Below are 12773 nucleotides of genomic sequence, written 5' to 3' on the forward strand. Positions count from 1 at the left end.
TGCATGAAGCCCTTCGAACGCCTCGGTAACGCCCGCACGCCGGATGGCTCGCTGCTCGAGCTGTACCGGCATGACGGGTCGTATCTCATTCGCGCCAACGGCATCGAGCTGATGTCGCAGCGTCGTCACTTGTCCGAAGACCGCCTGGCCGAAGTGGCGTGTGTAGGCCTCAAAGACCGGCCGGTCGCGCGCGTGCTGATCGGCGGGCTTGGACTTGGCTTTACGCTGCGCGCGGCGCTCAAGGAGGTAGCCGACGACGCCGAGGTGGTAGTGGCGGAGTTTCTGGCCGAGGTGATCGAGTGGAATACCAATCCTGAGTACGGGATTTCGGTGGAGACGCTCAAGGATCCGCGGGTGCGCGTGGTGCACGACGATATCGTGAATGTGCTGCGCGATCACGCCGGCCAGTTCGATGCGATCATGCTGGACACCGACAACGGACCCGACGGCATGATCATGTCGGAGAACGCGCGGCTGTATGCACAGCGCGGCATCGCGACCACGGTGGCGGCGCTACGCCCGCCGGGGATCATCGCGTACTGGTCGGTGGGCGACGATCCGGCGTTCGCGCACGCGCTGCGCGGCAGCGGTCTCCTGCTGGAAACGCTGCGCGTGCGGGCCCATGACACCAAGGGGCCGATGCACACGCTGTACGTCGCGAAGCCGCGGCCGCCTCGCCGCGATGCGTCAGCGCCGCGGGCGCTCTGACCACACCGAGATCGCCCCGCCGCCGATGGTGGCGGCGAGCGTCGTGTCGCGCTGCCAGTCGGCGTACACTTTCGCCATGAGTTCGGGGCGCGACTGTTCGATCACATGTTCGAGCGTCGTGATCAGGTGAACACGGCGTATGCCGCGCGCGGCCATGGCCGAATCCAGCGTAGTGACCTCGCCGATCTCCACGTAATTGCGATCCAGCGGCAGCTGTTGCTTCTCGGCGTAGTAGTGCACGCCCAGCCACGTGGGCCGGATGGCAAACACCAGATCGTCGGCGCCGCGTACACGCTCCACGTACTGCAGCGTGGCGCTGAACGGCTGCTTGGGAACGCGGTAGTAGCGCACGAGCGAGAGCGCGGAGAGGGCGGCGACCGCGGCGACGACCACGGACGAAGCAAGCTGACGCCGCGCCGGCTGCGCGCGCCAGAGTCGCGCGGCGATGGCATCGATGGTGACGACGGCGGTGAGTACGGCCAGCGGCAACCAGAGCAGAAAGTAGCGCGGCGAGAAGGTCATGCCTCGCCACGCCAGCAACAGTGCGGTGAGCACGCCAGGGAGCAGCAGCAGCGCGGTCATCGCCCACTGTCGACGCCAGAGCACTACAAAGCCAGCCGTCGCCAACGCCAGGAACGGGATGGCCGCCGCCGCGACGCCGGGGCCGAAGCCTTCCAACACGCCGCGCACCACCATCTGCAGCAGATCGTTCGACGTCGCCGAGGCTCCGGTCTGACCAAGGGTATAGGCCGAGGTGATGTACAGGTACGCATCGGGCAACGCCACCGCATACACGCCGATGCAACAGAGCCCGGTGATGGTGTAGACGCCGCCCAGTCGCCACATGAGCGGCGCGATGTGTCCGGTCTCACGCCAGCGTTGCCAGGCGACCACGATCACCACCAGCAGCTGCGCGGCGATCACGAACGCCGCGTTCAGCAGTGCCATCATGCCAAGCACGGTCGCCACGCCGTACTGCACCCAATCGAACAAGCGGTCGTCGCGCAGCGCGTCGATGAGCGCGCGGGTAGCGAGCAGTGCGAAGCACACGTACGCCACGTAGCCGCGCGCATTCTGGGAGAAGAACACGTGGTGGTACGACACCGCCAGCAACAATGACGCGCCGAGGCTCGCGCGTCGGCTCATGGCCAGACGCGCGACCCGATACAGTGCCGGGATGGATGCGATACCGAACGCCGCCGTGCTCATTCGTATGGACCATTCGTGCACGCCAAACACCATGACCGACGCCTTGATAAGCAGCGACATCAGCAGATGATTGTTTGACGACTGGTAGCTGCCGATGATCTCGCCGAATGACATCGGCATCGTCTGATCGATGGTCATCAACTCGTCAGTCCAGAGATCGGCGCCGATCCCGGCCACGCGTAGTACCAGCGCGACAAGGGTGATGATGAGCAGCCAGCGACGAGCCGAACGCTCGCTGACGTCGTGCGGCTCGCTGCGCGGTACGAAGCTGGTGGCACGCAGCGCCGTCGGCAGCGGTGCCCATCGCCAGCCACGCAGCGCCAATATCCCAATCATGACTGCCTGTAGCGCCAGGATGATGCGCAGCAGCGTGGTCCCGCGGATCGGTCGTGCGGGCAGGTCGGGCGTGCGCGGCAGTGTGTCGTACCATGCCGTGGGCATGAACAGCGCCAACAGCACGAGCGCGACCGCGACACCGACGCCAAGACCTTGGCGCAGTCGTGACGTGATCAAGCGGGCGCGGTGGCGGATGCTGGTCGCCGCAGCGGCATCCGTACATACGGCAGCGGGTGTCCTGTCATCGTGTCCGGGATCGGTACATCGAGCATTGTCAGGAAGGTCGGGGCCAGATCGCGGAGATCGACCGTGTGCATGGTCGTGTCGTGCGGAATCCACGGGCCGGCAGCGGCCACGAAACCGGTGGGGCGGTGAAAGCTCGAGCGATGATAATGCTCCGGCTCCTGGACCAGCTTCGCTCGCGGGTGCAGCACCTCGTCCATGAAATGCGGCGCCCATACCCATTCGACGAAGAGGTCGGGCAACACGTGATCGATGCCCACCTGAAACGCGTCGGCGCTCCGGAACACGCGGGCGACCGCGGGGCGTCCCGTTTTCGGATCGACGAGCAGCTTCAAGTCGGTTTCGATGCGATCCAGCAGCGCGGTGTACTCGGCCCCCGGCTCGACGATGCCCTGTGGCTCGCGTCCCCGCACATTCAGGCGGATCTGCCCGTTGTAGAGATTCGGGATGCCGAAGGCGACCGATCGGCTCCAGTCGGTGTTCGCGGCGAAGTCGCTGGCGATGAGCCGCTCCTGGACGTTGGCCGGCAGGAACTGACTCACCCACTTTCGGACCGGCTGCGGAATGGTGCGACGCAACAGTGTGAGCGGATCGAAACGATTGCCGGTGATCAGCTGCTCGGTGCGTAGCGGCACCTGATAGTCCAGCTGATGCAGAAACGCGTCCATCAGCCCCGTCGTGGGATACATGCCGGCCATGCCGTAGGCCGACACGATGAACACGTTTGCATCGGCCGGCAGCTCGGCCAGCGTGCGCGCAAGTTCGCCGTCGATCGCCTCGTAGAGATCGCGCAGCCCATTCGACAGGCGGTTGGGCGGCGCGAACTCCGGCTGATATGACCACAGGCGATGCCCGATGGTGTGGGCCTCGAAGAACGTGGCCACGACCACGTCGAAGTCGTCGCGGCCAATCACGTCACGGCAGACGAGCCCTTTGGTGGCAATGCGGGCGAGGGCGCGCTGGTAATCGGCGAAATCCTCCTCCTCGGTGCCGCGATGCGCGAAGGTCGCGAGCTTCTCTCCCGACCCGAACTTGGCGCGGACTTCGGGCAGTACATGCTCGGGGAGTGAGCGGGCCATCTCCCAGAGTCGCTCGGATTCGTGCGCTGCCCAATTGGTGAGCTGCACGCCCGGCACGTCGGGAATGACATCGAGCTCCGGCGGATCGACGATGGCGGCCTTCTTCGTCCCACCACGCAGGAAGCGCCAGAACGGCGGGGCATTCTTGGCGACGGCGGCGTTGGTCTGCACCAGCGTGTAGGTGCCCGGTACCAGTTGCCGTACGCTGTAGAAGCCATGGGTTGTTTTCGCGACCCCGCTGTGCAGCGAGATCCAGCTCCCCATCTCGTTCACGAGGTCGGCGCCGTCGATCTTCAGGAAGCAGCCGGCCTGCATGATGCCGGCCAGCGTCGGCATGTGCCCGGACTCGGTCCATCGTGTCACCAATTCGATGTCGGCCGAATCGATGGCGAGAATGACGAGCGGTGGTGTGGCGCGTGCAGGCGACATGGACGACAGATGCGTTTGGGGCTGATGACGGCGTCCGCGGGAGCGCGTTTCGGAAACTAGGGCGAACGGCTCCGGAGTGTGAGGGAAACGGGTGTCTCCCACATCCGCCGTCGCGTCTTGCCGGCAGGCCAGTCGCCTCGTTTCTTCCCAATGGAACGGTTCGCCTTGCTTCGGACGACTTTCTACTCAACGGGTACCAGCGACTCGTGCAGTTCCCGCTCACACGCCCTGCGCATCTGAACCGACTGGGCTTCGGGCTGACGCTGGCTGTCAGTGCGGTGCTCGGTGCGCCCGTGGCCAGCGCACAGACCGGTGTCGGTCTCGATGACGCGGCGTATACGGCGTTCGGCCGACGCGACGGACTACCCGACGCACCGCTGCTGTCGCTGCAGCCCGCGCGAGACGGTGGGCTGATTGTCGCCACCTCGAATGGTGTGCGTCGATTTACTGGGCGCAGCTGGGTAGCGGAGTCATTGCCGCCCATGGTACCGCGTCGCGAGTACCGGGCGGTGCTCGACGGCGCCGACAGCGTGCGCTACTTCGTGCACAGTTTCGGCGTGGTGCTCCAGCGCCATGGCGTGTGGATCGCCAATGTGAGTCTCGACGAAGGGCTCGCCCCCATCTACTCGGCCGTGGAGTGGCGACGTCCTGACGGCCGACACGAACTGGTCGTCGGCGCCGCCTCCGGTGTTTACCGATTGGTAAATCGGGCGCGTTTCGACCGCGTGGCGATTCCTGAGCCGATGCCGCGCCTCGATGCCATGGTGGCCGGGGGGCAGGGTGGTGACGCGGACGCGCTCTGGATCGGCACGCGCGGGGGCGGTGTGGCGCGTCTCCGCGGCGGTACCTGGACACGATGGGCAGAGCCGGAGGGGCTCACCGATCTCCGGATCGAGCATCTCGCCATCGCCGGTGTGGGGGACAGTGCGAAGGCGGCAGTCGCCACGGAGAACGGGGCCTTCGTGCTGTTCGGTGATCGCTGGCGTCCGGTGGGGCCGAGGGTACACATGGCGCGCGTGCTGCGGGTGCGCATCGGCGACCGATACGAGACGTGGCTCGGCGCACTGAGCGGGGAGTTGTTCCGAGTCGCGGACGGTGGGGTTCCCCAGCTGGTGGATATCAGCACGCGTACGCGCGGCTCCCGGGCGCAGGTGCTCACCGCGATCGATCATGGCACGGGCGTGCCGACGATCTATGCGGGATTCCGGAGCGGCACCTTGCTGCGCTTCCGCGTTGGCGTGGCCGGGCGGCTCCTGTTGCCGCCGACCATGGTCGGTCATCCGGTGTCGGCCATGGCGGGTGCCACGGACGCCGGCGGCGTGTGGGCCTGGATGCTCGGTGTGGGCGCCATTCGCTTGCCGGATCTCACGCGATTCCCCACGGCGAATGCCATGCTGGGTGGCGGTGACGGACGGGTGCGCCTGCTCTCGGTCCGCGTGCGTGGTGCGTCGCAGGTGCTGCTCTCCGTCGACCGGAGACTCTATCTCTCGTCGACGTCGGGATGGCGGCAGCTCCTCGAGCTCCCCGTCGGCGAGTCGGTGTACGATCTGCTCGAGGGCCCTGGACCAGACGCTGTGCGTCGACCGATCATCGCGACGCTGCGCGGCGGGTATGTGCTGAGCGACGACGGCGTGCTCACGCCGTGGACCGAGTTTCCGGGCAGCGTGCGGGCTGCCACCGCGGAGACGTCGATCACGGTCGCTTCGCTGGTGGCGCTGCGCAGTGATGGCGCGGTACTGCGTTCATCGGGTACCCCGTGGCGCATCGAGCCCGGGGGGGCAGTGCCGATCCGTGCCACGATGAACGCGATCGTGCCGTGGCGCTTCGCGTCGGGGGAGTGCGCCGTGATCGTCGGCACCAGTGAAGGGATGGCGATGCTTCGTACTTGCGGCGGCGCGCCCAGCTGGCGTCTCATCACTGATGCGACGTTGCCCGGTCTGATGGGCAACGAAATCACGGCGCTGGCGGTCCTTCCCGAGCAACGGCTCGCCGTGGGGTCGAGCCGCGGACTCGTCGTGATGCAGCTGGGCGAGCGTTTCGACGCCGTTGATACGGAGGTCACCTCGATCACCGATGCCGACGGCCTGCCGCATCCGTTTATCAATGCCATCGGTCCGATCGATGCGGAGGGGCGTCTGTGGGTCGGCACACCGCTGGGCGCGGGGTTCGTGCGTCTGGCGAGTTTGCGTCGCCCCCCGCCGCCGGTGCTGCTAGCCTTCGAGATTCGCGATGGCAACGGCGACGGCGTGTTCGACGGACGTCGCATACCGGCCAAGGCGTCGCGCATCGACCTCGAGGTGATGGCGGCCACGTATCATCGCGAGGACGATACGCGCTACCGTTTCGAACTCGATGGCGCGACGATCCACGCGACGCCGTGGACCGATCGACCCACGGCCACGCAGCTGGCACTCCCTGCCGGCGAGCACGTGGTGCGCGTGCGCGCCATGGATTTCAGCGGCCGCGAATCGGCGGTGATCGAGCGCCGGTTCACGGTGCTTCGACCACCGTGGCGGTCGCCGCTGGCGCTCGTGGTCTACGCCTTCGGGATCGCCGCGCTGTTCGTCACCGTCGACCGGTGGCGCACGCGCACGGCGCGTCAGCGCGCGGCCGACGCTGAAGCGAATGAACAACGGCTGGCCAAGAGCGAGGAGCGATTTCGCCGCCTGTTTCTCGACGGGGTGAACCCGCAGCTGCTGATTCTCGATGGCAAGGTCTGGCAGGCCAACGCGGCGGCGGATGCGCTGCTGCGCGCCGACGGTGCGCCGATCGTGTCACGTCCAATCAATGCGCTGATCCCCGAGATCGGCGATGGCCTCTCGGCCTCGTCCCCCGTGACCTGGCGACGGGAACTCGAGGGCGTGGGCCCCGACGGGACACGGATTCCACTCGAGGTCAGTCATACGCGTATTCCCCTCGATGACTCCACGCTCGACCATCTCGAGCTGCTCGATCTGCGCACGCGCAAGCGGCTCGAGTTGGAGCGTCGTGAGCTGGAGTCGCATGTGCGCAACACGCAGCGGCTCGAAGCGGTGGGGACACTGGCCGGTGGCGTGGCGCACGACTTCAACAATCTGCTCACGGTCATCCACGCCAACGCGGAGCTGGCGATTGCGGACGTGGCGTCCAGCACGCCTGCGGCCGCAGCGCTGCAGCAGCTGTTGATCGCCAGTCGTCGGGCGCGTGAAGTGGTGCGGCAGATTCTCACCTTCAGTCGCCAGACGCCATCCCGGCACGTCGACATTCGCATGGCCGCGTTGCTCGACGAAACGCAGTCGCTGTTCCGCTCCATCCTGCCGTCCACCGTGACACTGGTGCTCGACAATCAGGCGCCGGGTGCAACGGTGCATGGGGATGCCACCCAGCTGCAGCAGTTGCTGCTCAATCTCTGCTCAAACGCCGAGCATGCGATGCGGGAGACCAAAGGCGGCGTGCTCTCCGTGTCACTGCGCTGGGCTGACGCCGCCGACCGATTGAAGCACGCGCCTACGCTGGTGCTGCGTGTCTCGGATACGGGAGGTGGCATGAGTGACGAGGTGAGAACACGCGCCTTCGAGCCGTTCTTCACGACGAAACCCGTAGGGGAAGGCACTGGGCTTGGGCTGAGCGTGCTGCATGGCATCGTCGGGGCGCACGGTGGTTCCGTGCTGCTGCACTCGACGTTGGGTCGTGGGACGTCCGTCGACATACTGTTGCCGGCGCATGCCAATGGGCGCGTCGATGAGCCGGCAGTGACGCCGGTGTTGCAGCCGTCGCTGGCGCGCGCGCAACGCCTGCTCGTCGTCGATGACGAGCAGGCGATTTCTACCGTGATGGCAGCGCTGCTGCGTCGAAAGGGTTACGAGGTCGAGGTTGCCGGCGACGGCATGGAGGGGTTTCAGCGCCTGCAGCGCGAACCGCTGATCGATGTGGTCATCACCGACCAGACGATGCCTGTCATGACGGGTAGCGAATTGATCGAGCAGCTGCGCGCGCGCGGCATGCAGACACCGATCATCCTCATGTCCGGCTACGGGGCGACCATCGACGAGGAGCGCATGGCGCAACTGGGTGCCGTGTACCGGCTCGACAAGCCGTTCGTGATCGACGATCTGCTGCGTCTCGTGGCGTCGTGCGCGGCACCGTCGCGTGACTGACGCGGGACGACAGCGACGACGCCAAGTCACCTTGTTCGTGCCGCCCGATGCAGGGCAGGCGATCGAGGCGGTTCGCGCACGAGTGGACCCGCTGCAGCATCGCCTGATTGCGGCCCATGTCACCCTGTGCCGTGAAGACGAGCTCGCAGGGCAGGCCGAGGATGCCTGGCGCGACCGACTCATCGCCGCAACCGTCGCGCCGGTCACGCTTACCTTCGGCGCACCGGTGTCGTTCTCCGGGCACGGTGTCATGTTGCCATGCATTGCCGGCGAGCCCGCGTTCCATGCGCTTCGCGTCCAGCTGCTTGGGGACACCGCGCGTCGGCGGCACGAGCCTCACTTGACGCTTGCCCACCCGCGCAATCCTCGTGCGCCGCACAACGTCCCCGCGACGTATGCCGACCTGATCACACCGATCAGTCTCACGTTCACTACGACCTGTCTGATCGAGCAATCAGGCGACGACGCGTGGCAGGTGCTCGACACGCAGGCGTTGCGCGGATAGCGGGTGGTGGTGTTCGCCTACAAACGAATCCCCGCGCGGCGTACCTACGCGCTGCGCGGGGATTGGTGTATTCCTAGAACTGGAAAATCAGTCGCCGAAGACCGCGGCGTCCTTGTCGGCCTTCTCGCTGCCGTAGCTGACCGAGCCCGGAGGCGCGTCCGCGCCAAGGCGCGTGGCCATCGCGAACCCACCGAAGGTCAGGAAGCACACCGCGATCGTCAGAATGGCGCGGTTGATAATCTTCATCGCGTGCGCCTCGTGGGCGTCATCGCAGAGGTCGTTCCACATAGGTCAGGTGCCGGGTGAAGCGTAAGGAGAATAGGGGATAACTCCTGTCCATTATCGGCAGGTGCGCGGTCAAACGGGAGTGTCGCCGCGGGCACTCGCTGTGACAAACGGCTCGCCCCGTTCGGGAAGCGGCATGTCCGCCGACGTGTCCCGTAGTGCGACGCGGTGGTGGCGACGTAGACTTCCGCAGATGCCCCATCGCCTGCTCGCCCCGATCATCCTGCTGGCGCTGACCGGTTTTTCCGTCGGCGCCTGCCGCCGTGACCGTCCGCAGCCGGTCGTGCTGACCATAGCGCGCGGCACCGAGCCGTTCTGGGCACTCGAAGTGCGCAGCGACCGCGTGCAGTTCAGCCGGATGGGCATCGACAGCACGGTCTATCCCTACGCGCCGCCGGACTTCGATGCCGATGGCCGGGCCGTCTATCGCACCAAGCGATTCAGCGCCGATCCGCTGCTGACGCTGGTGATCGAGCGCGGCGACTGCAGCGACGGAATGTCGGATCAGCACTATCCCGGCAGCGCCATACTCACGCGCGGCGATTCCACGTGGCGCGGCTGTGCGACGATCGTGCCGGACACGCTGGGCCCGAAATAGGGTGGCGTCGTCGGACCACGCGACTCTTGCCGTCACTCCGCGCGACCTCTAGCGTGGTGCGATGACCCTTACCGCCCCTCTGGATGCCGGACAGGCTGCGCTCGCGCGCGGCGCCTGGTCCGACGCATTTCAGGCGTTCGAGGCGGCGCTGGTCGAGCAGCCGGATCAGCCCGAAGCGCTCGAAGGGCGGGGCCTTGCCGCGTGGTGGCTCGATCTGGCCGACGTCGTGTTTGCCTCCCGCGAACGGGCGTACCGCGCCTATCGCACACGCGGGGACGAGGTGTCGGCGGCCCGCGTGGCGGTGTGGCTGGCCTGGGATCATGACGCGTTCCGCGGGGAGTACGCGATCACCAGCGGCTGGCTGCACCGGGCGCGCGAGCTCCTCGAGGGACATCACGACACGGCGGCCTATGCCTGGCTGTCGGTGCGCGAGTCGGCGTTCGCGCTGCTCGATCACGGCAATCCCGAAGAAGCGCTCAAGCACGCCGAGCAGGCCATCGAGGCCGGGCGCGCGTCGGGGTCGGTCGACTTCGAAATGGTGGGGCGCGCGCTGCGCGGCTTTTCGCTCGCCACGTCGGGGCGCATCCCGGAAGGCATGCAGGAACTCGATGGCGTGAACGCTGCCGTGCTCGCCGGTGAGATGCAGGATCGCGTGGCGATCGGTCTCGCCTGCTGCTACCTCATTTCGGCGTGCGACCGCGTGCGCGACTACGATCGTGCCGTGCAGTGGTGCGCGCGTTTGCGTGCCTTTTGCGAACGGTGGGAGTTCCGCGTGTTGTTCGCGGTATGCCGCACGCAGTACGCGGCGGTCTGCATGTGGCGTGGCGCGTGGGGCGAAGCGGAACGCGAACTCGAAGCGGCCAGCAGCGAACTCGCGGCCGTTCGACCAGGCATGGTCTCTGAAGCGCTGGTGCGCCTCGGCGAACTCCGTCGGCGTCAGGGACGGCTCGACGAGGCCACGAGTCTGTTCGATCGTTCCGGCGCGCATCCACTCGCTGCCGTCGGGCATGCGGCGGTGGCGCTCGATCGCGGCGATTGGGAGTCGGCCGGTGATCTGGCCGAGCGTCACTTGCGCAGCCTGCCGGCGCACAATCGCACCGAGCGCGTGGCCGCCCTCGAGTTGCTGGTGCGTGCGCGCGTGGCTCGCGGCGATCAGTCGCGCGCGTTGGCGGCGTTGATCGAACTGCAGGGCATCGCCGAGCAGGCGTTCACGTCGCCGCTCCGCGGTTCAGCCAGTCTCGCGAACGGTGTGCTGGCCTTCGGTGCAAAAGACTATGAGGCGGCGAGGCGACACTTCGAGGATGCGGTGGATCTGTTCCACAAGAGTGGCGCCTCCTTCGAACGGGGACGGGCCGGTCTCGAACTCGCCGCGACGCTGCAGGCGCTGGGACGGCACGAAGCGGCAGTTCGCGAAGTGGAGCGCGCGGTGGCCGTGCTCGCGCCACTGGACGCGACGGTCGAACTCGACCGCGCCAGCGTGCTGCGCGCCCGACTGCTGCCGCCTGCGCCAACGGCTGCTGGAGCGGACGTCGACGCCACGGCGAGCCCGCCACACTCCCCGCCATCAACCGCCCTGACACGTCGCGAAGTGCAGGTGCTTGGATGCATCGCTGAGGGCTTGGGAAATCAGGCGATTGCCGACCGTCTCACGATCAGTGAGCACACGGTTCATCGGCATGTCGCCAACATCCTCACCAAGCTTGGTGTCCCATCGCGCTCAGCGGCGGTTGCCCACGCGGCGAGGCTGGGCTTGCTGTAGCCGGCGCGCATGGCCTGTTCGGGCCAGCGCCACGACGTTCGAAAGATGGCCTGATCAGGGGAAGCGGGCTTTGGGGCGCAATCGGTATTCTCGTCCTTGTCGCGATCAGCGCGCCCCATCTCCCTTCGCACAGGTCCATCGCCATGTCTCAAGACAGCGCACTTGCAACCCCTTCGGCACCAGCCGCCACCGATCTCGTCGCGCTCAAGGCTCGCCAGCAGATCGCCTGGTCCACGGGCAATTATGCAGTCGTTGGCACCACGCTCCAGATCGTCGGTGAGCAATTGTGCGAGTCGATGGATATCCGCTCGGGCTCGACGGTGCTGGATGTGGCTGCTGGTAACGGCAATGCCTCGCTCGCCGCGGCCCGTCGATGGTGCGATGTCACGTCGACCGACTACGTGCCGTCCCTCCTCGACGCCGGACGCGCGCGCGCTCAAGCCGACGGGATGTCGCTCACGTTTCAGGAGGCCGACGCCGAGAACCTGCCCTTTGGCGATGGTTCGTTCGACTACGTGATGTCGACGTTCGGTGTGATGTTCACGCCGAACCAGCCGCAAGCGGCGGCCGAGATGGCGCGCGTATGCAAGTCGGGCGGGCGCATCGGCCTCGCCAGCTGGACGCCGGAGAGCTTTATCGGCCAGCTGTTCAAGACAATCGGCAAGTACATCCCGCCGGCACCGGGCGTGACCTCGCCGAGCGCGTGGGGCACCCGCGAGCGTATCGAAACGCTGTTCGCCGACTCGGCCCGGGAAATCACCTTCACCAGCCGCGAGTTCGTGTTCCGCTACCACTCGCCGGTGCACTGGATCGAGGTCTTCCGCATGTACTACGGTCCCATGAACAAGACCTTCGCCGCGCTCGACGCCGATCGACAGGCTGAGTTCACCGAGGATCTGCTGCGGCTCATGGAGAAGGGGAATCGCTCCGGGGACCAGACGCTGGTGCTGCCGAGCGCGTACCTGGAGGTCGTGATCGACCGACGGTAACATCGACCAGCGAGAGTATCTTTCGGGGAGGGCGGGTCCTGATATCCGCTCCTCACCGGAGGATCTCGCATGACTCAGGACGAACGACTGCGGCCGCATTCACACGAGCGGTTGGCGGTGAATGTGCAGCGATTTGATTTTGCCGCGGCAGCAGCGCAGCTCCGCGCCGAAGCGCACGCGTCGGTGTCCGGTCATCGTCAGGTCGCTTTGATTCGACGTGGCCCGCTCACGGTGATCTTGTTCGCATTCGAGGCGGACGGGTTCATCAAGGAGCACAGCACCGACGGCGAAGTGACGATTCAGGTGCTGGGCGGGCGTCTCGATGTCACGGTCAGTGGTGAGGTGATGTCGCTTGGACGCGGGGAACTCGTGGCGCTGGCACCGCGTGAGGTTCATGCCGTGCGCGCGGCCGAGGCCAGTGAGATGCTGCTCACGGTGTGTCGCCTGCCCGCCGCGCCCAAAGCCGACTGATTTCGCGCGGGCGCCGCGGTCGCGGT

Annotated in this window: 10 protein-coding genes; 7 read left to right on the forward strand and 3 right to left on the reverse strand. The window is 66.7% G+C overall.

Translation table 11 applies throughout. From position 1 onward, the window contains the following. Positions 1 to 3: 3 nt before the first annotated feature. A complete protein-coding gene (locus tag RMP10_RS22235; protein ID WP_310572265.1) occupies positions 4 to 708 on the forward strand; it encodes a hypothetical protein in 705 nt (234 codons plus the stop codon). Here RMP10_RS22235 and RMP10_RS22240 read toward each other — a convergent pair. Both RMP10_RS22240 and RMP10_RS22245 read right to left on the reverse strand, forming a co-directional pair. Beyond that, complete coding sequence (locus RMP10_RS22240; protein ID WP_310572266.1) at positions 688 to 2430, reverse strand: glycosyltransferase family 39 protein; 1743 nt, start codon at positions 2428 to 2430, stop codon at positions 688 to 690. The genes RMP10_RS22235 and RMP10_RS22240 overlap by 21 nt on opposite strands. Beyond that, the gene (locus RMP10_RS22245) at positions 2427 to 4004 is read right to left on the reverse strand and encodes an alkaline phosphatase family protein (RefSeq protein ID WP_310572267.1); all 1578 of its coding nucleotides are present in this window, start codon (positions 4002 to 4004) and stop codon (positions 2427 to 2429) included. Before RMP10_RS22245 ends, RMP10_RS22240 begins: the two co-directional genes overlap by 4 nt. A gap of 206 nt (positions 4005 to 4210) precedes the next feature. Between RMP10_RS22245 and RMP10_RS22250 the strand changes: the two genes are divergently transcribed. Continuing rightward, a complete protein-coding gene (locus RMP10_RS22250) occupies positions 4211 to 8140 on the forward strand; it encodes a response regulator (RefSeq protein ID WP_310572268.1) in 3930 nt (1309 codons plus the stop codon). Next, a complete protein-coding gene (locus tag RMP10_RS22255) occupies positions 8133 to 8645 on the forward strand; it encodes a 2'-5' RNA ligase family protein (RefSeq protein ID WP_310572269.1) in 513 nt (170 codons plus the stop codon). The genes RMP10_RS22250 and RMP10_RS22255 overlap by 8 nt, the downstream gene beginning before the upstream one ends. 87 nt (positions 8646 to 8732) lie before the next feature. Here the strand turns inward: RMP10_RS22255 and RMP10_RS22260 are convergent, their stop codons facing one another. Next, positions 8733 to 8891 carry a hypothetical protein gene (locus tag RMP10_RS22260; RefSeq protein WP_310572270.1) on the reverse strand — a complete coding sequence of 53 codons (159 nt, stop codon included), beginning with the start codon at positions 8889 to 8891 and terminating at the stop codon, positions 8733 to 8735. A gap of 232 nt (positions 8892 to 9123) precedes the next feature. Here RMP10_RS22260 and RMP10_RS22265 point away from each other — a divergent pair, with 232 nt between their 5' ends. From RMP10_RS22265 to RMP10_RS22280, 4 genes are all read left to right on the forward strand, one after another. Beyond that, positions 9124 to 9528, forward strand: a complete 405-nt coding sequence (locus RMP10_RS22265) for a hypothetical protein (RefSeq protein WP_310572271.1) — start codon at positions 9124 to 9126, stop codon at positions 9526 to 9528. Between the two features lie 61 nt (positions 9529 to 9589). Continuing rightward, positions 9590 to 11287 (forward strand): LuxR C-terminal-related transcriptional regulator, encoded by a 1698-nt coding sequence (locus tag RMP10_RS22270; protein ID WP_310572272.1) that lies wholly within the window; start codon positions 9590 to 9592, stop codon positions 11285 to 11287. Between the two features lie 143 nt (positions 11288 to 11430). Continuing rightward, positions 11431 to 12276: a class I SAM-dependent methyltransferase gene (locus RMP10_RS22275; RefSeq protein ID WP_310572273.1), complete on the forward strand. Its 846-nt coding sequence runs from the start codon at positions 11431 to 11433 to the stop codon at positions 12274 to 12276. A gap of 69 nt (positions 12277 to 12345) precedes the next feature. After that, entirely contained in the window at positions 12346 to 12747 is a 402-nt protein-coding gene (locus tag RMP10_RS22280; protein ID WP_309671569.1) for a cupin domain-containing protein, read from the forward strand. The last annotated feature ends 26 nt before the right edge of the window (positions 12748 to 12773 follow it).

This window comes from Gemmatimonas sp. (genome assembly GCF_031426495.1).
Lineage (GTDB): Bacteria > Gemmatimonadota > Gemmatimonadetes > Gemmatimonadales > Gemmatimonadaceae > Gemmatimonas.